This is a genomic window from Amycolatopsis sp. lyj-23, assembly GCF_046549135.1.
GTDB lineage: Bacteria > Actinomycetota > Actinomycetes > Mycobacteriales > Pseudonocardiaceae > Amycolatopsis.
The window spans coordinates 498,898-520,190 of the sequence record NZ_JAJPWN010000005.1; the positions used below are offsets into that span (position 1 = coordinate 498,898).

Below are 21,293 nucleotides of genomic sequence, written 5' to 3' on the forward strand. Positions count from 1 at the left end.
TCACCGTAGGTTCGCCCGCCACCCCGGCGGCATGGGATGATTCGTCCCCAAGTCGACATGGATGAGGATGCGATGACCCAGAACCCGGATGCAGCGCACTCGGAGGTGAATGTCCCGTTACGGGACGTGGTCGGCAACCGGGAGCTCGCCCTGGAGGTCGTCCCCGAGACGCTGCGGCCGGGTGCGCTGGACCTCCCCGTGCGCTGGGCGCACGTCAGCGAGCTGCAGGACCCCGCGCCCTACCTGGTGGGCGGCGAACTGATCCTCACCGCGGGCGTCAACCTGCCGGCGGAGCTCGACCGGTACGTGCTCGGGCTGCGCGACGCCGGCGTGACGGCGCTGGGGTTCGGCCTCACGCCGACGGTGCACGAGACCCTGCCGGAGCCCCTGCGCCGGGCCTGCGCGCGCCGCGGGCTGCCGCTGCTGGTGGTGCCGTCGCGCACGCCGTTCCTGGCGGTCAACCGCGCGGTCTCCGTCGCGCTGACCGAGGCCGGGCAGCGGGACCAGCGGCGGGTCACCGCGGCGCGCGAGACGCTGACGCGCGCGGCGGGCGGCGGGCTCGGCGAGCTGACGTCGGCGCTGGCGGCGGTGCTGCGGTCCTGGGTCGCCCTGGTCGGCGCCGGTGACGTGCTGGCCTCGGCCCACGACGCGCCCACACCGCTGCCGCCGGAGGTGCGGGAGCTGATGGCGACCGTGCGGGCGGGCAGCGGGATCCGGAGCGCGACGACGTCGGCCGGCGGCACCTTCGTGGTGGTCCAGCCGGTGTACCCGCAGGCCACGGCGTCGCACCTGGTGGTCGTCGGCCGGTCGCGGCGGCTGGAAGGCGCGGACCGGGCGATCCTCGCCGTCGGCGCGGCCCTGCTCGGCCTGGTCGGCCGCGCGGGCTCGGACGCGGCCGAGCTGGGCGCGGCGGCCACCGGCCTGCTGCTCGGCCGATCTTCCCCGGGCGAGGTGGCCCGCGCGCTGGCCGGCTCGGACGTCGTCCGGCTGGTCGCCGGGACGGCGTACCGGCGCGGGCCGGCCGAGGTGGCCCAGCGCCCGGACTGGCTGCGGGCGCGGCTGGACACGCCGCTGGTTTCGGTGTCGGAGGGGCCTTCGTTCGTGGCCGTCGCCGACGCCGTGCCCCTTCCGGTGCTGGCGGATCTGCGTGCGGCCGGCTGGCTCGCGGCCGTGGGGTCACCGGTGCCCGCCGGGCGGCTGGCCGGTGCCGCGGCGGAGGTCGAGCTGCTGCTGGCCCGGGCGCGGGCCCTGGGCCGTCCGGTGGTGGCGGGGGATTCGCCACTGGACTTCGACGCTCTGGTCGACCCGGGCGCCTCCCGGGGGTTCGCGGAGAAGGCCCTCGAACCGCTGGTGGCCCTGGACGAAGCCGGGGACCGCTCGCTGGTGACGACGCTGCGGACGTGGCTGGCCCACCACGGCGGCTGGGAACCGACGGCGGCGGAGCTGGGCGTGCACCGCAACAGCGTCCGGCACCGGATCGCCCAGGTGGAGAAGGCGCTGGGGGTGGACCTGACGGACCCGGAGGTCCGGATGCGGCTGTGGTTCGCCCTCCGATGGGCGGGCTCGTAGCGCCCCAATCTGGCCTCCGTCGAGGGGCATGGATGGCGCACCCAAGGCGGCCTTCGGTGCGTCTCACGCAACCAGGCCGCGTTGGGGCGCTTGGGGCCTCGCCGGCCGCGGCCGTTCCTTAAAGGGCGCTCTCAGGAAAATATGGGATTGTGGGCTCGTGCGAGTTTTGGTAGTCGAGGACGAAGAACCCCTGGCCGACGCGATCGCCCGCGGCCTGCGCCGCGAGGGCATGGCCGTGGACGTCGCGCTCACCGGGGACGACGGGCACGAGAAGACCGCCATCACGCGGTACGACGTCGTGCTGCTGGACCGGGATCTGCCCGGGATGTCCGGGGACGAGCTGTGCCGGGAGATCGTCGCGTCCGGGGAGCTGACCCGGGTGCTGATGCTGACCGCGAGCAGCTCGGTGTCCGACCGCGTGGACGGGCTGTCGCTCGGCGCCGACGACTACCTCGCCAAGCCGTTCGCCTTCCCCGAGCTGGTCGCGCGGGTGCGGGCGCTGGGCCGCCGGGCCACGCCGGCCGCGCCGCCGCTGCTCACCGCCGGTGACGTCGAGCTCGACCCGGCCAAGCGGACCGTGCGGCGCGCGAGCGGGCCGGTCGAGCTGACGCGCAAGGAGTTCGGCGTCCTCGAGGTGCTGCTGCAGGCCGCCGGGTCCGTCGTCAGCAGCGAGGAACTGCTCGAGCGCGTGTGGGACGAGAACGCCGACCCGTTCACCACGACCGTCCGGGTGACCGTCATGACGCTGCGGAAGAAGCTCGGCGAGCCGGGGATCATCGAGACCGTCGTCGGCTCCGGGTACCGGGTGCCGGAACCCGGCGCTCCCGGCGCGTGAACCTGCCGGGCACCCGAACCCTCCGCGCCCGGATCACCCTGCTGGCGACCGTGCTGGTCGCCGCCGTCAGCCTGCTGCTGCTGTGGCTGGCCTGGACGCTGGTGCGGGATTCGCTCGACACCGTCCCGCAGATGCCGCCGGGCAGCGTGGTGGTCGTCGACGGCGTCACGGTCGACGCCTCGACGCTCGCCGAACACCTGCGCGTGCACGCCCGCGACCGGATGCTGCTGTTCGGCTCGCTGGCGTTCCTGCTGGTGGTGGCGGCCGCGGCGATCCTCGCCTGGACGTTCACCTCGCGCGTGCTGCTGCCGCTGCGCGAGATCACCGGGACCGCGCGGCGGCTGTCGGTCGAGTCGATGGGCGAGCGGATCGGCGAGATCCGCTCCCGCGACGAGCTGGCCGAGCTGGCGAGCACGTTCGACGACATGCTCGACCGGCTCCAGTCCGCGTTCGACGCCCAACGCCACTTCGTCGCCAACGCCAGCCACGAACTGCGGACGCCGCTGTCGGTGATCCGCACCGAACTCGACGTCACCCTGGCCGACGACGACGCCGATGAAGCCGAGCTGCGGCGGATGGCCGGGGTGGTGCGGGACGCGACCGAGCGCGCCGGGCAGCTGGTCAACTCGCTGCTGCTGCTGGCCCGCACCGACGGCGCCGGGCTCGGCGTCCACGAGCCGGTGGACCTCGCGGTGGTCGTCGATCGGGCGTGGCGGGCGGTCCATCGGGAAGCTTCGCAACGCGGGATCCGGGCGACGTTCACGACGCCGCCGGCGTCCGCGTTCGGCGACCCGGCGCTGCTGGAGCGGATCGCGGGGAACCTGCTGGAGAACGCCGTCCGCCACAACGTCGACGGGGGCTGGATCGAGGTCGTGATCCAGCCGGGGCCGCGGTGGTCGACGCTGCGGGTCCGGTCCTCGGGCGGCCTCGTCGACCCGGCGGGGGTGGCGGAGCTGTTCGAGCCGTTCCGCCGGGCGGGCGTGGCGCGCACGGCCCGCTCGGGCGCGGGCCTGGGCCTGTCGATCGTCCGCGCGGCGGTGGCGGCGCACGGCGGAAGCGTGACGGCCGAACCGATCGTGGGTGGCGGGCTCGGCGTGACGGTCCACCTCCCGGTCCACTGACCGAGCGCCAACAGGCATCTCGCGTGACCAGCCGGGCATCTCGCGTGATTGAAGGGGCATCACGAGTGATTGGCGGGGCATCAGCCCGATGCCTCTCTGATCACACGTGATGCCCTCCTGATCACAGGTGATGCCTGCTCGATCACGGGTGATGCCCGAGGGCGAGGGCGGCGCGGAGGAGGTCGAAGCCGCACGTGGCCACGTCACGGCGGGACGCTGCGCCGCCGGGGTGAACGGGCGGTGTTCCGGCGGCCGGCTGTGCTGTGATCTTCGGTGTGGAGGACAAACCCCTGGTCCGCGTGCTGGCGCCGGTCATCGCGCTGGCGCTGGCCGCCGGCGTCGGGCTTGCGTTCTTCATCGCCGCGCTCGTCCGGCCGCCCGAACTGCCCGTGGACACGAACCCCGCGCCGCTGGCCGGGCACACGCTGTGCGCGGCGGTCGTCGTGGTCTTCACGTCCGGCCGTGACATGCAGGCCGCGGCCCTGTCCCTGCACGACGACCCGAAGGTCCGGCGGGTGTTCGTCGACCCGCCGTCGGTGTCCCTGCTCGCGGTTCCGGGCACGGACCTGAAGGCCTGGGCGCAGGAGCTGCACGCCCGCTTCCGGACCGCCGAGCGGGTGACCGTGATCGACTCCGACGCGACGGCGGCGCAGCTGAAACTCACTGCGCCGCCGCCGAAGTGCCCCCGCGAGGGCGAGTACTAGGAAACCGGGACCGAAGCCACGCCCGGAGCCAGGAACGGCTTGCCGTTCACGCGCTCGGACACGCCGGAACGGTCCAGGTACGGCGTGATGCCGCCGTTCCAGAACGGCCAGCCCGCGCCGAGGATCAGGCACAGGTCGATGTCCTGCGCCTCGGCGACCACACCTTCGTCGAGCATGATCCGGATCTCCTCGGCGATGGCCGAGAGCGCCCGCTCGCGCACCTGCTCCGAAGTGGACGGCTGGTCACCCTGGGTCCACAGCTCGACGACCTCGGGGTCGGCCGAGGCGTTGCCCTGTGCGTCCCAGATCCAGACGCCCTTCTTGCCCGCCTTGACGAACTTGGCGAGGTTGTCCGACACGGTGAACCGGTCCGGGAACGACTCGTGCAGCGTCTCGCCGACGTGCAGCGCGATGGCCGGGCCGACGAGCTGCATCAGCGTCAGCGGCGTCATCGGCAGGCCGAGCGGCTCCAGGGCCTTGTCGGCGACCTCGAACGGCGTGCCCTCGTCGACGGTGACCAGCACCTCGCCGAGGAAGCGCAGCAGGAGCCGGTTGACGACGAACGCCGACGCGTCCTTCACCAGCACGCTGGACTTCTTCAGCTGCTTGCCGACCGAGAACGCCGTCGCCAGCGAAGCGTCGTCGGTCCGCTCGCCGCGGACGATCTCCAGCAGCGGCAGCACGGCGACCGGGTTGAAGAAGTGGAAGCCGACCACGCGCTCGGGGTGCTGCAGCTTCGACGCCATCGCGGTGATCGACAGCGACGAGGTGTTCGTCGCCAGGATCGCCTCGGGCTTGACGTGCTGCTCCAGCTCGGCGAACACCTGCTGCTTGACGCCCAGCTCCTCGAAGACGGCTTCGATGACGAAGTCGGCGTCGGCGAACGCGGCCTTGTCGAGCGAGCCGGAGACCAGCGCTTTGAGCCGGTTCGCGCCGTCCGGGGAGACGCGCTTCTTGCTCAGCAGCTTGTCGATCTCGGCGTGGACGTACCCGACGCCCTTGTCGACGCGCTCCTGGTCGACGTCGGTCAGCACGACCGGCACCTTCAGGCGGCGCACGAACAGCAGCGCGAGCTGGCTGGCCATCAGGCCGGCGCCGACGATGCCGACCTTGTTCACCTTGCGCGCCAGGTTCTTGTCCGGCGCGCCGGCCGGGCGCTTGGCGCGCTTGTTGACCAGGTTGAACGAGTACAGCCCGGCGCGCAGGACGTCGGACATCAGCAGCTCGGCGAGACCGTCGGTCTCGGCGGCGTACCCGCGGTCGAGGTCGTTCTCCTTCGCGAGCTCGAGGAGTTCGACGGCCTTGGTCGCGCCCGGCGAGGCGCCGTGCGTGCGACCATCCACAATGGACTTCGCGCGGGCGATGGCCGCGTCCCACGCCGCACCGCGGTCGATCTCGCGGCGCTCCGGCTTGATCTCGCCGTTGACGACCTTGGCCAGCCACAGCAGCGACTGCTCGAGGTAGTCGGCCGAGCCGAAGACCGCGTCGACGATACCGAGCTCGGCCGTCTGCTTGACGTTGAGCATCTTATTCTGCGCCAGGGCGTTCTCGATGATCACCGTGACGGCGGCGTCGGCGCCGATGAGGTTCGGCAGCAGCTGCGTGCCGCCCCAGCCCGGGAACAGGCCGAGGAAGACCTCGGGGAACGCGATGGCGGCGGTGTTCTCCGACAGCGTCCGGTAGTGGCAGGACAGGGCCAGCTCCAGGCCGCCGCCCATGACCGCGCCGTTGACGAACCCGAACGTCGGGATCGAAGACTCGGTGAGGCGGCGGAAGACGTCGTGCCCGGTCTGGGCGATCTCGCGCGCCAGCTTCGGGTCGCTGACGGCCTCGACGCCGGACAGGTCGGCGCCGACGGCGAAGATGAACGGCTTGCCGGTGACGGCGATCGCGGCGGGCTCGGCCTCGAACGCCTTGCCCAGCGCGGTGTTCAGCGAGACGAGCCCCTGCGGGCCGAAGGTGTTCGGCCGGGTGTGGTCGTGGCCGTTGTCGAGCGTGATCAGGGCGACCGGCTTCGCGAGCCCGGGCACCTTCACCAGCCGCGTGACGGCGTTGGTGACGACCTCGTCCGGGAACGCGGCCTTCGCTTCTTCAGCGGTGAACGTCATTACTTCGTCCCCTCGAACGCCGGGTTCTCCCAGATCACGGTGCCGCCCATGCCGATGCCGATGCACATCGTGGTCATGCCGTACTGCACGTCGGGCCGCTCGGCGAACTGACGGGCCAGTTGCGTCATGAGGCGGACGCCGGACGAAGCCAGCGGGTGGCCGCAGGCGATCGCGCCGCCCCACTGGTTGACGCGCGGGTCTTCGTCGTCGATGCCGAAGTGGTCGAGGAAGGCCAGCACCTGCACGGCGAAGGCCTCGTTGATCTCGAACAGGCCGATGTCGTCGATGGTCAGGCCGGTGCGCTTGAACAGCTTCTCGGTGGCCGGCACCGGGCCGATGCCCATCACCTCCGGCTCGACGCCGGCGAAGGAGTAGCCGACCAGCCGCATCGCGACCGGCAGGCCCAGCTCGCGGGCGGTCTCCTCGTCGGCGAGGAGCGAGGCGGTGGCACCGTCGTTGAGGCCGGCCGCGTTGCCCGCGGTGATCCGGCCGAACGGGCGGAACGGCGTCTTCAGGTTCGCGAGGGTTTCCAGCGTGGTGCCGGGCCGCGGCGGCTCGTCCTCGGTGGCCAGGCCCCAGCCCAGCTCCTTCGATCGGGTGGCGACCGGGACCAGCTCGGGGCCGATCTTGCCGGTCTTGACGGCTTCGGCGTAGCGCTCCTGGCTGCGCGCCGCGTAGGCGTCGGTGCGCTGCTTGGTGATGGCCGGGAAGCGGTCGTGCAGGTTCTCGGCGGTCTGGCCCATGACCAGCGCGGTCGGGTCGACGAGCTTGTCGGCGATGATCCGCGGGTTCGGGTCGACGCCCTCGCCCATCGGATGGCGGCCCATGTGCTCGACGCCACCGGCGATGGCGATGTCGTAGGCGCCGAAGCCGATGCCGGACGCGGCGGTCGTGACGGCCGTCATGGCGCCGGCGCACATGCGGTCGATGGCGAAGCCGGGCACCGACTTGGGCAGCCCGGCCAGCAGCGCGGCGGTGCGGCCGATGGTCAGGCCCTGGTCGCCGGTCTGGGTGGTGGCGGCGATGGCCACCTCGTCGACGCGCTCGGGCGGCAGTTCGGGGTGCCGCCGCAGCAGCTCGCGGATGGTGTTGACGACGAGGTCGTCGGCGCGGGTGCCGGCGTAGATGCCCTTGTCGCCGGCCTTGCCGAAGGGGGTGCGGACCCCCTCGACGAAGGCGACGGTGCGCACGCCCCGCGCGGTCGGCGCGAGCGGCGTTGCTGCTGTGGCCACGAATGCTCCAGGAGATAGACAGGGGTTCCTCTCCGCACGATAGCCCTTGTTACCCGTGGGTAACCAGTGGTGTGGCCCGGTCGAGTGGGCTACCGCACACTCTTGGGCTCGAGCGACCGTCCTTTCACGAGCCAGGCGACGCCGAACGCCTCCACCGCGACGGCCTCCAGCCACAGCGCGGGGTGCAGCGACGGCGTCAGGCCGAGGTACTTCGACAGGGCGATCAGCACCAGGCAGGCGAGGATCACGCCGCCGCACACCCGGTACAGCGCGCCGAAGCGCTCCGGCTGCTCGCCGTCGTGCGGGAACAGGCGGAGGCAGAAGTAGGCGAGGGAGAGGAAGAACACCGCCGCGAAGGCGAGGTGCAGGACTCCGGCGGTCCGGTCCCACGCCGTGACGTCGTGGTCGGGGGTGGTGGGGAACAGCGCGAGCCCGATCGCGCCGAGCCCGGCGACGGTGCTGGCGATGTTGTCGATCGAGTCGTGGCCGTAGTAGGCGAGCAGGAACACGCCGACCGCGCACATCGCGCCGACGAGGACGTCCCGAAGGTCGATGTAGTAGTAGCCGCTCAACGAGCCGATGAGGTCGCCGCCCTGGGCGAGCTGTTTGCCGAGGACGAGGACCAGCGGCAGGGCCAGGCCGATCAGGCCGATGGCGCGTCGCAGGAACAGGTAGGAGTGGACGAGGGTGGTCTGCGGGGACCGGGTCGCTGTCGTCATGGCCGCCTCCGGGGGTCGCTGCCGGGTACATCGGCACGCCCGGCGCGGTGACTGAAGGCTCGTTACCGCGCCGGGCAGCTGATCGTTACCCGCGGAGATGGGCCAGCCAACCACCCTTCGCCGAAATGTCCTCCGCGCCTTCGACGGCCGCCGGTTCGCACAGGAAGCCGGACACCCGCGTGCCGTCCGACAGCTCCAGCTTGCCGATGGCCAAGGGGGCCGGGATGCCGGCCACGAACTCGCCGAACCCTTCCGCCGGCAGTTCCCACACCTCCGCCGCGACCGAAACCCCGCCGGAGGCGACCCGGACCAGGCCCGGTTTCGGCGGGACGGTGTCCAGCGCGTACAGCCGGTACGCGGCCGCCGTCGACACCGGCGACACGAACCGGCCGCCGCGGGACGTGAGCTCGTGGTTCAGGGGCTGGCCCCGCAGGTGGGCCCCGACCACCACGATCGGGATCCGCCGGCGCCGCAGTTTCGCCAGGGCCGCCAGCTTCAGGTCGTCGTGTGGGGCGCCCAGGAACATCACGCCGAACGGCCGCCCGGCCACCGAGCCCGCCGGGACCGCCAGCGCGGACAGCCCGAACAGGTTGGTGGCGTTGGTGAACCGGCCCAGGCGGGCGTTGACCGCCACCGGGTCCGCCGCCACCTCCGCCAACGTCGGGTGCTCGGTCGTCGTCGGGAGCAGGATCGCGTCGACACCCGCCAGTTCCGCGAGGGCCTCGGTCCGCAGTTCCGCCAGGGTGGCCTGATCGGCGAACAGCCGGTGCGCGGGGATGTCCCGCGCCGGCCCGATGATCGACCGCACGACCGGGTCGACGGCGTCGGGGTGCTTGTCGATGAACTCGCCGACCGCCGTGTACCGCTCGGCGACGAACGCGCCGCCGTACAACAGCTGCGCCGCCGCCAGGAACGCCGAGATGTCCACTGTGGTCACTTCGGCGCCCGCCGCGGCGTAGTCCGACACGGCGGCGTCGAACGCCTCCGCCCAGCCGTCGGCCAGCGGGCCGAGCTGGTCCGGGGACGGCACGCCGAGCCGGAACCGTCCCGGGTGGACCCGCGTAGGCTCGGCGAGGCAGGTCAGCGCGAACGCGGCCTCCTCGACCGTCCGCGCGAACAGCGTCACGCAGTCGATGCTCGCGCACGCGGGCACCACGCCGAGAGTCGGCAGCAGACCCGGGGTCGGCTTCAGGCCGACGATCCCGTTGAACGCCGCCGGAACCCGCCCCGAGCCCGCGGTGTCGGTACCGAGAGCCAGGTCCACGATGCCGAGCGCGACCGCGACCGCCGAACCCGAACTCGAGCCGCCCGAGACGTACGCCGGGTCGACGGCGTTGCGCACCGCGCCGTAGGGGCTGCGCGTCCCGACCAGGCCGGTCGCGAACTGGTCCAGGTTCGTCGTGCCGAGGACCAGGGCCCCGGCCGCCCGCAGCCGCACGACCACCGGCGCGTCGGCCTCCGGCTGGTACGCGTAGTCCGGGCAGCCCGCCGTCGTCGGCAGGTCCGCGACGTCGATGTTGCCCTTGACCGCCACGAGCTTGCCGTACAACGGCCGCCCGCGTTCCTCCAGCGCCGCGGCTTCGGCCAGGACGTCGGCTTCCGGCCGGAGGTCGATCCAGAGCTCCGGCCGGTCCACCTGCTCGATCCGCCGGTAAGCCGCTCGCACTCGTTCTTCGACGGCGCTCATCCGAGCACCACGAGCGGGGTGCCGGGGGCCACCTGGTCACCGGGGGACACGAGCACTTCGACCACCTCACCGCTCGCAGGCGCGGGGATGCGCGCCTCGGTCTTCATCGCCTCCAGCGTCACCAGCGACTGCGCGTGCTCGACGCGCTCGCCCGCGGAGACGTCGACCCGCCACACCGTCGCCGCGAACGGCGCCTCGACGACCTGCCCGCCCGGCGGCGCCTCGACCCGGGCCGGCGGCCGGGTGACCGGCTCCGGTTTCGGGTCGAACTCGCCCGCCGCGGCCCACGCCTGCCGTTCCGCCTCGAACGCGGCCGCCTGCGTCGCCCGGAAGCCGGCGATGCTCTCGGCGTTGTCCGCGAGGAACTCCTGGTAATCCGCCAGGGCGAACGCGCCCTCGGTGGTGTCGAGTGCCAGCGTCCCGGACGCGCTCTGCGCCCGCAGGTCCAGCAGCTCCTCGGCCGAGACCGGGTACCAGGAGATCCGGTCGAAGAACCGCAGGTTCCACGGCTGGTCCCCGCCGCGCCAGCTGTTCCACACCTGGACCGTCCGCCCGACGAACTGGTAGCCGCCCGGACCTTCCATGCCGTAGATGCACAGGTAGGCGCCGCCGATGCCGACCGAGTTCTCCGCCGTCCACGTCCGGGCCGGGTTGTACTTGGTCGTGACCAGGCGGTGGCGCGGATCCAGCGGCGTCGCCACCGGGGCGCCGAGGTAGACGTCGCCGAGGCCGAGCACGAGGTACTCCGCGTCGAACACCGTCCGGTACACGTCGTCCACACTGGACAGGCCGTTCACGCGCCGGATGAACTCGATGTTCCACGGGCACCACGGCGCGTCGTCGCGGACGCCGGTCATGTACCGCTCGATCGCCTCGCGCGTGGCCGGGTCGTCCCACGACAGCGGCAGCCGCACGCTGCGGCTCGGCACGACGAGGTCGTGCGTCGGCGGCAGGTCCCGCTCCAGCTCGCGCACCAGCCCGAGGGCCTTGCCGACCGGCAGCGCGTCCGGGTCGACGTGCACCTGCAGCGACCGGATGCCCGGCGTCAGGTCCACGATCCCCGGCGCACCCTCGGCCGCCAGGCGCTCGGCCAGCGCGTGCACCCGCATCCGCAGGGCGAGGTCGAGCTTCATCTCGCCGTACTCGACGAGCAGGTTGTCGTCGCCGCTGCGCCGGTAGGTGACCGACGGCTCGTCCGAAGCTCCCGAACCGTCCGAACCGGACAGTCGCGCGAGGACACCGCCGTCGTCGCGGGCCGCCCGGCTCGGCTCGACCGCCGCCGCGGGCCGCGTGCGCAGCGCCGCCGCGTGGTCGGTGCCGATCGGCACGAACCGCACGGTGTCGCCCGGCCGCAGCTGCCCGAGCTTCCAGCGCTCCCCGGTGGCGACCGTCGCCGGGCAAACGAACCCGCCGAGGCTCGGCCCGTCCGGGCCGAGCAGGATCGGCAGGTCGCCGGTGTAGTCGACGGCACCGATCGCGTACGGCGTGTCGTGGATGTTCGACGGGTGCAGGCCCGCCTCGCCGCCGTCGGCGCGGGACCATTCGGGCCGCGGGCCGACGAGCCGGACGCCGGTGCGCGCGGAGTTGAAGTGCACCTGCCAGTCCGTGGCGTAGAACGTGTCGACGTCATCCGGGGTGAAGAACTCCGGGGCCGCGTGCGGGCCTTCGAGCGCACCGATCGTCCAGTGCGGAGCGAACGCCGGACGGTCCGGTTCAGGGACCGGGCCCGCCACCGGGTCCGCCGGCGCCGGCCCGGGCCGCAGGACGTCCCCGGCGGCCAGGGCGCGGCCGCCGTGCCCGCCGAACTTCCCCAGCGTGAACGTCGCCGCGCTGCCGAGGAACTCCGGCACGTCGATGCCGCCGCGGACCAGCACGTAGCTGCGCAGCCCGGCCGTGCACGCCCGGACGTCGAGCACGGCGCCCGCCGGCACCTCGATGGGTGTCCACAAGGGAAACTCGGTGCCGTCGACGAGGACGGTCGTGGGCGCGCCGGTGACGCACACCTCGGTGGCGCGGGAGAACCGCAGGGCGACACCGTCCACAGTGCACTCCAGGCCGGGTGCGCCTTCCGGGTTGCCGAGCGCGAGGTTGCCCAGCCGCAGCGAAAGGTCGTCCATCGGCCCGCTCGGCGGCACCCCGACGGCCCAGTACCCGGTACGGCCCGGCCAGTCCTGCACGGTCGTCATCGTGCCGCCGCGCAGGACGTCGATCCGCGGCTCGGCGTCGGTCACCGCGTCCAAAGTAGACGTGTCGTGCGCCGCCGCGCCGAAGGTCGCGTCCGCGGCCGCCGCCCGCAGCTGCCCGAGGTTGGTCTGCACCCCGTCGAACCGGGTCGCGGCGAGCGCTCCCCGCAGGTTGGCCAGGGCCTCGGCGCGGTCGGCGCCGGTGCAGACCAGCTTCGCGAGCAGCGGGTCGTAGTGCGTGGTCACGGCCGTGCCCGGCTCGACCCACGTGTCGACCCGGGTGTCCGGGGGCAGCGTGACCCGGGTGACGAGGCCCGCGCTCGGCCGGTGCCCGGCGCCCGGGTCTTCGGCGTACACGCGTGCCTCCACGGCGTGCCCGCGCGGGACCGGGACCGCGCGGAACATCCCGCGGTCGCCCTGGGCGAGCCGGAGCATCCAGGCGACCAGGTCGACGCCGTAGACGGCTTCGGTGACCGGGTGCTCGACCTGCAGCCGCGTGTTGACCTCGAGGAACGCCGCCTCGCCGCGCTCGGCGTCGTAGACGTATTCGACCGTGCCCGCCGAGCGGTACCGCACCGACGAACACAGCGTGACGGCCGAATCGACGAGCTGCTTCCGGACGGCGTCGGGCAGTTCGGGTGCCGGGCACTCCTCGATCACCTTCTGGTTGCGCCGCTGCAGCGAGCAGTCTCGGGTGCCCAGGGCCATGACCTCGCCGAGGCCGTCACCGAACACCTGGACCTCGACGTGCCGGGCGCGCGTCACCAGGCGCTCGAGGAACACACCGGAGCTGGCGAAGCTCTTGGCCGCGACGCTGCGCACGGTGTCCCAGGCGGCGCGCAGCTCCTCCGGCGACGCGCAGGCGCGCATGCCGATCCCGCCGCCGCCACCGGTCGCCTTGAGCATCACCGGGTAGCCGATGTCCGCCGCGCGCGCCAGTGCCTCGTCCACATCGGACAGCAGGCCGGTGCCGGCCAGCAGCGGCACGCCCGCCGCGATGGCCGCTTCACGCGCGGTGTGCTTGCTGCCGAACACCTCCAGGTGCCCGGGGGCCGGGCCGGCGAACGCGATCCCGGCGTCCTCGCAGGCCCGGGCGAACGCCGCGTCCTCCGAGAGGAAGCCGTAGCCGGGGTGGACGGCGTCGCAGCTGGTCTCCAGCGCCGCGGCGATGATCGCGCCGGCCCGCAGGTAGCTTTCCGCCGCGGGCGCCGGGCCGAGCAGGACGGCCCGGTCGGCGAGCCGCACGTGCGGGGCGAGGCGGTCGGCGTCGGAGTACACCGCGACCGTTTCGAGCCCGAGTGCTTTCGCGCTGCGCAGGATCCGGACCGCGATCTCGCCGCGGTTGGCGACGAGCAGCCTCACTCGCCGCCTCCCGGGGAGATGACGATCATCCGCACCGGCGTCGGGTCGAAGCCGTTGCAGGGGTTGTTGATCTGCGGGCAGTTCGAGACGAGCACCAGCACGTCGGTTTCGGCGCGCAGCCGGACCTCCAGCCCCGGCGCCGAAATGCCGTCGACGATGCCGAGCGTGCCGTCCTCTTCGACCGGCACGTTCATGTACCAGTTGACGTTGCTGACCAGATCGCGTTTGCCCAGGCCCCACTTGGCGCCCTCGATGAGGAAGTTCTCGACGCAGGCGTGCTGGAAGCGGGTGTGCTGGCCGTAGCGGAGGCTGTTGGACTCCTTGCTGCACGCGCCGCCGATCGTGTCGTGGCGCCCGCACGTGTCGGCGACGACGGTCAGCAGCGGCGCGCCCTCCTGGGTGCGCAGGACACTGCCGGTGGTCAGGAAGATGTTGCACTGGCCGGCGATCGTCGCGGCCGCGCTGTAGCGCTTCGAAGTGTCGTGCGCGTCGTAGCAGAGGAAGTCGACGGCCTGGTTGCCGCCCAGGTCCATGATCGCCAGCTCCTGACCCGCCTGCAGCACCGTGGAGAACGGCGCCCGCGCGGGGACGTCGAAGCTGACTTCGAGCTGGGACTCGTACGCCGCGCTCATGCGATCCCCCGTGCGGTCAGGTAGTCGGCGGTGTTCTCGAAGGCCCGCTGCGCTTCCGGCGTGTGTGTCCACTCGGGACTGTCCGGGGTGGTCGGCCGGTCCCGCCAGGCGAGGACCTCGAGCTTGGTCGCGGTGTAGTCCGGGCGCGGGTCGACCGGGTGGGCGACGTTCGCGACCAGCACGATCGACGGAACCTCGATCCGCAGGTCGACGGCCTTGCCCGCGCCCGCCGACCCGGTGAAGTCCAGCCGGCCGTCCGGCTGGACGCGCACGCCCTGGAAGAACGACAGGCTGGGCGGCAGGTCACGCGGGCCGAGGCCGTTCTTCGCCGCGGCCAGGGTGAACAGCGGCAGCCCGGCGGGGGAGGGGCCCTGCGGGGACCCGTCGCCGTACCGCTCGGTGTTGCCGTCCACTGTGGACGTCCCGCAGAGCGCGTCGTGGCGGCCGCCGGAGTCCGCGACGATCGTGGCCAGCACCCGGCCCTGGTCCGACAGCAGCGCCACCGACTCGCCGAGGTAGGCGTTCCACTGCACCTTCACCGTGTCCGCGACGTTCAGCCGTTCCCACGGCTGGTCGGCGTTGAACAGCAGCAGGTGCGCGCAGGCGTCGCCGTCGACGTCGGTCAGGCGCAGCCGCGTGCCCCGGGCCAGCACCTTGTGCGTGTACCCGCCGCCGGCCACGGTTTCGGCCCAGGTCAGCGCTTCGGGGGCGACCCCGGCCGGTGGGGCGGGCCAGGTGCTCGCCGGGATCGACGGCATCGTGTCGACCACGGTGCCGGCCTGCGCGCGGGCGTGGTCGCGGGCTCCGTAGGTCGTCGCGGTGGTGCTCATGGTCGTCCTCTCAGATCGCGGGTTCGAGGGCGGGAGCAGGGCGCAGCCGCAGCCAGCAGAGCCAGCCGATCACCAGTGCGCCGCCGACGAACTCTATCGGGAACAAGAGCATCCAGGGCGAGCCCGAACCGGTGAGGTCGTAGATCTCCGCGCGCGGCCAGGCGATGTTCACGATCATGGCGATCCCGTACAGGACGGCTGCGCCGTTCAGCGGTACCCCCCAGCGCCCCAGGGAGAACCGGCCGGGTTCGGCGGGGAACCGCCCGCGCAGCCGCTTCACCAGCAGCGGGCCCGTCACGAGCAGGTAGGCCAGGTAGACGACCACCACCGACGTCCCGGTGATCGTGCTGAACAGGGTCGGGTTGCCGACGTTGAGCAGCAGCAGCCCGATGGCCAGCGCCCCGGACAGCAGCGCGGGCGCGACCGGCGTCCCGGTGCGCGGGCTGACGCCGGCCAGGCGGGCGGACCCCGGGAGCGCGCCGTCGCGGGCCATCGCGTAGATCAGCCGGACGGTGCCGGTCTGGATGGTCAGGGTGCAGACGACGACGGCGATCGCGACGTCGGCGAGGAAGACCCGGCCGAGGGTGTCGCCGAAGACGGCGGTGATCACGTACGGCAGGCCCTTGCCGGCGAGCTGCCCGTCGGTGAGGCTGGGCGCGGCCATCAGCGCGGTGACGACGACCGCGAGGCCGCCGATCCCGGAAACCAGCACGGCACGCAGCACCGCCCGCGGAGCCGCCTTGCGCGCGTCCTTCGTCTCCTCCGCCACCGACGCCGCGGTATCGAAGCCGTAGAGGACGTACGCGGCCATGAGCGCCGAAGCGAGCACGCCACCGATCCCCGCGCTGGTACCCGGTGCGTCGTGCAGCACGACCTGCGGACCGCGCACGGCGAACAGCGTCAGGCTGCCGATGAGGACGACGACGCCGAGCAGCTCGGCCGCGACGCCGACGTCGTTGATCCGCGCCATCAGCCGGACGCCGCCGGTGTTGACGGCGGTGGTGAAGACGAGCAGCACGGTGCCGAGCAGCACGGCGTTGGCCGCACCGGTCGGCGACGTCACCGACGGGTCGCCGCCGACGAACTGGAAGCCGTCCCACACCGAGGGAAGCACGACCTGCAGCGCGATCGCGGCCGCGGCGAGGGCGACGACGCAGCCGAGCAGCATCATCCAGCCGGCGAGCCAGCCCAGGAAGCCCTTGGTCAGCTGTTTCGCCCACTGGTACACGGATCCGGCGAGCGGGTAACGCGCCGCGAGTTCGGCGAAGACCAGCGCGACGAGCAGCTGGCCGGCCAGGACGACCGGCCACGTCCAGAAGAACAGCGGTCCGCCGAAGGTGTAGCCGAAGCCGAAGAGCTGGAAGACGGTGGTGAGGATGGAAACGAAGGAAAAGCCGGCGGCGAAGGCGGAAAACCCGCCGAGCGACCGGCGGAGTTCCTGGCGGTAACCGAAAGCGGCGAGTTCGTCGGGTGGGGTCATGCGCGCTCCTGACCTGGTTTCGATCGCACGACAGAAATTAGGCCGGGGCCGCGACGCGGTGATCTCCGCCGTGTTAGGGGCCCGTTAACGGTCGCATCGACACGGCGTCAATGAAGAAATCCGGGCGTAACCGCCCTTCCGCGCGCGATTTGCCGCGGGAAACCTGGCAAGATCACGCGCGTGGGCAACGGGTCGGGAGTCGGCAGGCCGAGGGCGAGCGGAGTGGCGGCGAACCGCCCGGACGCCCGCGCGGCGGTGCTCGACGCGGCGGGGGAACTGTTCACCGGCGCCGGGTACGCGGCCACGACGACGAGGGCGATCGCCGAACGCGCGGGCCTGCGCCAGGCGTCGCTCTACTACCACTTCCCGGCGAAGGAAGACATCCTCGCGGCGCTGCTGGCCGAGACGGTCCGCCCGTCACTGGCGCTGGCGGCCCGGCTCGCGGCCGGCGAGGCCCCGGTGGCGGTCCGGTTGTGGGCGCTGGCGTACGCGGACATCGGCCTGCTGGGCGGCGCCCGGCACAACCTGGGCGCGTTGTACCTGCTGCCGGAAGTCGCATCGCCGAACCTGGCGAAGTTCCGCACCGAACGCGCGGAACTGAAGGCGGCCTACGGCCGGCTGGTGGCGGCTTCGGGCGTGGCCCCTTCGGCCCTGGCGATCCGGACGGACCTGGTGTTCGGCCTGGTGGAGAGCATCGCGGTGATCCGCCGCGACGACCCGGCACTGGACGTCGAGGCCCACGTCCGCGAGGGCGCCGACGGCGTGGTCCGGCTGGTGGGCCTGCCGGAGCCCACCGACGGGCTGCGCGCCGAGGCGCACGCCCTGCTGGCGGCGCTCCCGGACTAGGGGCGGGGCGGGCCGCCCAGCAGGTTGCTGATGATCCTCGACATTTCGCGCATCGTGCGGATCCCCAGTTCCATCGACTGCGCGCCGACGCGCAGGGGCCGGATCGCCGCGCGCAACGGGGCGTTGATCGCCTCCAAGGGGCGGATCTGCGTCAGGAACTCCGTGATCCGCGCCTCCAGTTCCATCAGCCCGGTCAGCATTTCCACGAATTCGTCGTATTCGCGGCGGGCGCGGTCGAGCAGGTCCGGTGTCATGTGCGAGTCCATCAGCCGCATGTACGAGCGGATGGTCGAATCGGTTTCCGCGACCGTCGTTTCGAACGCCGTGCCGACCTGCTGGATGTTGACCGCCATCGGCTTGATCGTGTCGGCCGCGCGGACCACCCGCGCCTTGATCGCCTCCGGGGCCAGCCCGGCCACGTCGCCGGTCACCTGGCGCATTTCCTCGGCCAGTTCGTCCAGCGAGTGGCTGATCGCGTCGAACTGCCGCTCCAGCAGTTCACCGATCTTCGTGAGGTTTTCCTTGTATTCCTGCAGCCCGGGCCCGTCCTTTTCCGGGCTGACGCCGGCCAGCAGCAGTCGGTCGCATTTCTTGAGCTTTTCCAGCGCCGCCTCCGCCGAGCGGATGGCCTTGATGAGCCGGTCCGCCACCAGGTCCATCGTGCGCCGCCATTCCGCGGTGCCGGCGCCGGCCAGTACCGCCTCCTTGATGTCGACGTACTGGAGCTTCTCGATGATCCGGATGTTGGCGTCGTCGCTCTGGCCGGTGATCAGCTCGTGCCCCAGCACGATCAGCGGCAGGATGAGCTGGGTGAGGCCGAGCTCGTTCGCCTTGGCGTAGAAGGCGGTCAGCTCTTCCCGGCAGGCGCTGCTTTCGTAGAAGTAGTTCATCGAGATGACCGGGATGAAGACCATCGCGGCGTTGAGCCCGTCCTGGATCTTCGTCCGCCAGTCCTCGCCCCACCCGATGGTTTCGCGGTCGACGAAGACCTCGATCTTGCGCCCGTGTGCCGAGGCGCAGAACTTTTCGAGCGAATTCTTGAGTGGCGTGACGAAATTGAGGAAACCGTCATCTTCGTGCGTGAAGCTGAGAAAGCATTGCACGGCGGGCTGGTCGGACATGAAATCGGGCATCGGAGACCTTCGGGCGCTGCGGCTTTTCCGGCGCAGCCTAGGGCAGCCGGTGACCCGGACCCGACGGTTGGGGGAACTGTCCCGGATCTGTCAGGAAGCGGTGGCCTGCAGGGCCTTGCTCAGCGCCGGCGCGGTCAGCTCGACCTGCCACGGCCGGGCGCCGCCCGCGCGCAGGACCTCGGCGACCGAGTCCTCGTCCGTCTCGGCCGGCGGGCGCCAGCACGTGCGGCGGACCAGGTCCGGCAGCAGCAGGTTCTCCACCGGCAGCCGCCGGTCCTCCGCGATGGCCGCCAGTGCCGCGCGCGCCGCGGCCAAGCGGGCCGCCGCGTCCGGGTCCTTGTCCGCCCAGCGGTTCACCGGGGGCGGGCCGTCGGTCGGCTGCGAAGGCGACGGGAGTTCGGAAGCGGGCAACGCGCGGGCCACCTGCAGGTGCCGCAGCCAGCTCGCGGTGTACTTGCGCTGGACGCGGCCGCTGAACACCGGCAGCGCCTGCAGCTCCTCGACCGTCTTCGGGTCGGCCGTGACGGCGTTGACGATCGCGCTGTCCGGCAGGATCCGGCTCGGCGCGCGGTCGCGTTTGCGGGCCAGCTCGTCGCGCGCCTGCCAGAGTTCGCGGACCGCCGCCAGCCCGCGCGGGCTGCGGATCTTGTGCACGCCGGACGTCCGGCGCCACGGCTCGGCCCGCGGGGCGGGCGGCGGGGCGGTCCGGACGTTTTCGAACTCCTGCCGCGCCCACTCCAGCTTGCCCTGGGCGCCCAGCTCCGCTTCCAGCTTTTCGCGCAGCTGGACGAGCAGCTCGACGTCGAGGGCGGCGTAGTTGAGCCAGTCGACCGGCAGCGGCCGCTTCGACCAGTCGGCCGCGCTGTGGCCCTTCTCGAGGGTGTACCCCAGCAGCAGCTCGACGAGGGTGCCCAGCGCGACGCGTTCGTAGCCCGCCAGCCGTCCGGCCAGCTCGGTGTCGAACAGCGCCGCCGGGTGCAGGCCCAGTTCGGCGAGGCAGGGGAGGTCCTGGGAGGCGGCGTGCAGCACCCACTCCAGGGAGTTGAGGACGTCGCGCAGCGGCTGGAGGTCGTCGGCCAGCGCGATCGGGTCGATCAGCACCGTGCCGGAACCCTCGCGGCGCAGCTGCACGAGGTAGGCCTTGGGCCAGTACCGGTAGCCGGACGCGCGTTCGGTGTCGACGGCGACCGCCCCCGAGCCCGCGGCGAGCTTCGCGCAGGCCTCGGCCAGCGCGGCAGCGTCGGTGATCACCGGGGGCGTGCCCTCGGCGGGTTCGCGTAGCAGCACAGGGCCGCCCGTGGACTCGATCTCCATCCCGGTGTCCTCGGCCTCTGCACTTCCCATGGTTGACGACCCTACGGGACGGGCATACCGCGCCTGGTCTGCCCGCCCCGCAGGGCTGTTCGCTTGCGTCAGCGGATCACGCCGGCCCGCATGGCCAGCGCCACCATCTGCGCCCGGTCGCCCGTGCCGAGCTTGCGCCCGATCCGGGACAGGTGGGACTTGACGGTGAGAGCGGAGAGCGAGAGCTCTTCGCCGATCTCCTTGTTGGACTGCCCGTCGGCGACCAGCTGGAGCACCTCCACCTCACGAGCGGACAGCTCGCGCGGGGTGTTGTCGGTGCCCGCGACGCGGGTCCCGGTGGCCAGCACCGGAGCCACGCTCGGGTCGGCGTAGACGCCGCCCTCGAGCACGCGCCGCACGCCGTCGGTCACCACGACCGGCGACGCGGACTTCAGCAGGTACGCCTGGGCCCCGGCCTGGAAGGCCGAGCGGACCGCGTACGGGTCGTCCGAGGATGCGAGGACCACCACGCGCGGCCAGCCGTGGCTACGGAGTTCCGTAACCAGCTCGATGCCGCTGCCGTCCGGCAGTCCGAGATCGAGGATCGCCAGGTCACAAGGCCCGGTGGCCTGTGCTCGCGCCCTCGCCTCGGCCACCGTGGCGGCTTCGTGGACGGTGCCCGCACCCATCTGTGCGAGTCTTGCTGCGATTGCCTCCCTCAACAGCGGGTGGTCATCGACCACCAACACGGAAAACAGCTCTTCCCGCGGGTGCGGAACCATGCTCGCCGGCAATGCACCGGCTGGCGTGGATCGGACGGCCTGAGATAAGCCGACGGTAGCCACGTCACTACCTCCCTGGAGTCGGTCGTGCCCCCCGACCGGCACCGGGACCTTCGGCCGTTCAGCCGCGCCAGCTTTAGACCGAAAGTGGTGTCGTCGAAGGCACTGTAGCCGCCCTGAGCCCTTCGCGGGGGGATCGAATGGGTATCTATCTCAAACGAACAGTCACTCAGTGGGTTCGTAGTAACACGATCGGGCTAGTACACGGCCGGTTGCTAACGGATAGCCCAGCGAACACGATGCTATGGAGTTACCGGCGGCCAAATGGCCGTGCAGATGAGCCGTGCAGCTTCCGGTGCGCCTAGTGACGCGGGGCCGGATGGGCTCCCCCAACCCTCGGATTGTGGCTCCGGCCGGGGCGCGGCCCACCCTCGTCCGAGCCCGCCGCGGGGACGGCCGGACGCCCATCGGAGGGGCGAATCGTGACTGTCCGTGTCGGTCGGCGGGGTGCGGCGGCCGCCGGGCGCGCCTTTTGATCTTGTTGCGGTGCGTGACCGCGGCGAGTCACTAACGAGGAGACGTGAAACGGCCTCAGAGCTGCGGGAGCGCTCCCGGGGCGCTCGGGTGACCGTCCGGGTCGTTGCGGACGTCCGAGGGGCGCTCCGGGCGCCGCCAACGGGGTGAACGACGTTCAGCGGACGTGAATTTTGCTCACATCCGTACAAGTGCGGGGTCCGCGACCACCGGCGACGGCCCGCCGTTGCCGATTCGTTGCCGAAGATCGCC

16 protein-coding genes are annotated in these 21,293 nt (G+C 72.2%); 5 read left to right on the plus strand and 11 right to left on the minus strand.

Annotated elements, in window-relative coordinates:
- Positions 1–72: 72 nt before the first annotated feature.
- The 4 genes from ACLJPY_RS14965 (at position 73) to ACLJPY_RS14980 (ending at position 4,229) form a co-directional block, all read left to right on the plus strand.
- Positions 73–1,569: a PucR family transcriptional regulator ligand-binding domain-containing protein gene (locus tag ACLJPY_RS14965; protein ID WP_410588949.1), complete on the plus strand. Its 1,497-nt coding sequence runs from the start codon at positions 73–75 to the stop codon at positions 1,567–1,569.
- Between the two features lie 157 nt (positions 1,570–1,726).
- The gene (locus ACLJPY_RS14970) at positions 1,727–2,404 is read left to right on the plus strand and encodes a response regulator transcription factor (protein ID WP_410588950.1); all 678 of its coding nucleotides are present in this window, start codon (positions 1,727–1,729) and stop codon (positions 2,402–2,404) included.
- Positions 2,401–3,525 (plus strand): sensor histidine kinase, encoded by a 1,125-nt coding sequence (locus ACLJPY_RS14975; RefSeq protein ID WP_410588951.1) that lies wholly within the window; start codon positions 2,401–2,403, stop codon positions 3,523–3,525. The genes ACLJPY_RS14970 and ACLJPY_RS14975 overlap by 4 nt, the downstream gene beginning before the upstream one ends.
- A 275-nt stretch (positions 3,526–3,800) precedes the next feature.
- Positions 3,801–4,229 (plus strand): hypothetical protein, encoded by a 429-nt coding sequence (locus ACLJPY_RS14980; protein WP_410588953.1) that lies wholly within the window; start codon positions 3,801–3,803, stop codon positions 4,227–4,229.
- Here the strand turns inward: ACLJPY_RS14980 and ACLJPY_RS14985 are convergent.
- The 8 genes from ACLJPY_RS14985 to ACLJPY_RS15020 all read right to left on the minus strand — a co-directional run bounded on the left by ACLJPY_RS14985 (position 4,226) and on the right by ACLJPY_RS15020 (position 16,462).
- Positions 4,226–6,337 (minus strand): 3-hydroxyacyl-CoA dehydrogenase NAD-binding domain-containing protein, encoded by a 2,112-nt coding sequence (locus ACLJPY_RS14985; protein WP_410588955.1) that lies wholly within the window; start codon positions 6,335–6,337, stop codon positions 4,226–4,228. The two genes, ACLJPY_RS14980 and ACLJPY_RS14985, sit on opposite strands and share 4 nt — an antisense overlap.
- Positions 6,337–7,527 (minus strand): thiolase family protein, encoded by a 1,191-nt coding sequence (locus ACLJPY_RS14990; protein ID WP_410589216.1) that lies wholly within the window; start codon positions 7,525–7,527, stop codon positions 6,337–6,339. The genes ACLJPY_RS14985 and ACLJPY_RS14990 overlap by 1 nt, the downstream gene beginning before the upstream one ends.
- 131 nt (positions 7,528–7,658) lie before the next feature.
- Positions 7,659–8,288 carry a DUF998 domain-containing protein gene (locus tag ACLJPY_RS14995; RefSeq protein ID WP_410588957.1) on the minus strand — a complete coding sequence of 210 codons (630 nt, stop codon included), beginning with the start codon at positions 8,286–8,288 and terminating at the stop codon, positions 7,659–7,661.
- 85 nt (positions 8,289–8,373) lie between these two features.
- Positions 8,374–9,975, minus strand: coding sequence for an allophanate hydrolase (locus tag ACLJPY_RS15000; protein WP_410588958.1), 1,602 nt, complete (start codon positions 9,973–9,975; stop codon positions 8,374–8,376).
- Positions 9,972–13,520, minus strand: coding sequence for an urea carboxylase (gene uca / locus ACLJPY_RS15005; protein ID WP_410588959.1), 3,549 nt, complete (start codon positions 13,518–13,520; stop codon positions 9,972–9,974). The genes ACLJPY_RS15000 and uca overlap by 4 nt, the downstream gene beginning before the upstream one ends.
- Positions 13,517–14,152 (minus strand): urea amidolyase associated protein UAAP2, encoded by a 636-nt coding sequence (locus tag ACLJPY_RS15010; protein WP_410588961.1) that lies wholly within the window; start codon positions 14,150–14,152, stop codon positions 13,517–13,519. The genes uca and ACLJPY_RS15010 overlap by 4 nt, the downstream gene beginning before the upstream one ends.
- Complete coding sequence (locus ACLJPY_RS15015) at positions 14,149–14,982, minus strand: urea amidolyase associated protein UAAP1 (RefSeq protein WP_410588962.1); 834 nt, start codon at positions 14,980–14,982, stop codon at positions 14,149–14,151. The genes ACLJPY_RS15010 and ACLJPY_RS15015 overlap by 4 nt, the downstream gene beginning before the upstream one ends.
- Before the next feature lie 10 nt (positions 14,983–14,992).
- Positions 14,993–16,462, minus strand: coding sequence for an amino acid permease (locus ACLJPY_RS15020; RefSeq protein ID WP_410588963.1), 1,470 nt, complete (start codon positions 16,460–16,462; stop codon positions 14,993–14,995).
- Between the two features lie 222 nt (positions 16,463–16,684).
- On the opposite strand from ACLJPY_RS15020, the gene ACLJPY_RS15025 reads away from it, so the two are divergent.
- Positions 16,685–17,308, plus strand: coding sequence for a TetR/AcrR family transcriptional regulator (locus tag ACLJPY_RS15025; RefSeq protein ID WP_410588964.1), 624 nt, complete (start codon positions 16,685–16,687; stop codon positions 17,306–17,308).
- Here the strand turns inward: ACLJPY_RS15025 and ACLJPY_RS15030 are convergent.
- From ACLJPY_RS15030 to ACLJPY_RS15040, 3 genes are all read right to left on the minus strand, one after another.
- On the minus strand, positions 17,305–18,441 hold the full coding sequence (locus ACLJPY_RS15030; protein WP_410588966.1) for a toll/interleukin-1 receptor domain-containing protein: 1,137 nt from the start codon (positions 18,439–18,441) through the stop codon (positions 17,305–17,307). The genes ACLJPY_RS15025 and ACLJPY_RS15030 overlap by 4 nt on opposite strands.
- A gap of 90 nt (positions 18,442–18,531) precedes the next feature.
- Positions 18,532–19,755: an HRDC domain-containing protein gene (locus ACLJPY_RS15035; protein ID WP_410589218.1), complete on the minus strand. Its 1,224-nt coding sequence runs from the start codon at positions 19,753–19,755 to the stop codon at positions 18,532–18,534.
- Positions 19,756–19,853: 98 nt separating this feature from the next.
- Positions 19,854–20,570, minus strand: coding sequence for a response regulator transcription factor (locus tag ACLJPY_RS15040; RefSeq protein ID WP_033291604.1), 717 nt, complete (start codon positions 20,568–20,570; stop codon positions 19,854–19,856).
- Positions 20,571–21,293 lie beyond the last annotated feature (723 nt).

Coding starts and splice junctions, on each gene's coding strand:
- ACLJPY_RS14965 (WP_410588949.1), top strand. CDS start 73: ATGACCCAGAACCCGGATGCAGCGCACTCGGAGGTGAATGTCCCGTTA.
- ACLJPY_RS14985 (WP_410588955.1), bottom strand. CDS start 6,337: ATGACGTTCACCGCTGAAGAAGCGAAGGCCGCGTTCCCGGACGAGGTC.
- ACLJPY_RS14995 (WP_410588957.1), bottom strand. CDS start 8,288: ATGACGACAGCGACCCGGTCCCCGCAGACCACCCTCGTCCACTCCTAC.
- ACLJPY_RS15000 (WP_410588958.1), bottom strand. CDS start 9,975: ATGAGCGCCGTCGAAGAACGAGTGCGAGCGGCTTACCGGCGGATCGAG.
- ACLJPY_RS15010 (WP_410588961.1), bottom strand. CDS start 14,152: ATGAGCGCGGCGTACGAGTCCCAGCTCGAAGTCAGCTTCGACGTCCCC.
- ACLJPY_RS15015 (WP_410588962.1), bottom strand. CDS start 14,982: ATGAGCACCACCGCGACGACCTACGGAGCCCGCGACCACGCCCGCGCG.
- ACLJPY_RS15020 (WP_410588963.1), bottom strand. CDS start 16,462: ATGACCCCACCCGACGAACTCGCCGCTTTCGGTTACCGCCAGGAACTC.
- ACLJPY_RS15030 (WP_410588966.1), bottom strand. CDS start 18,441: ATGCCCGATTTCATGTCCGACCAGCCCGCCGTGCAATGCTTTCTCAGC.
- ACLJPY_RS15035 (WP_410589218.1), bottom strand. CDS start 19,755: ATGGAGATCGAGTCCACGGGCGGCCCTGTGCTGCTACGCGAACCCGCC.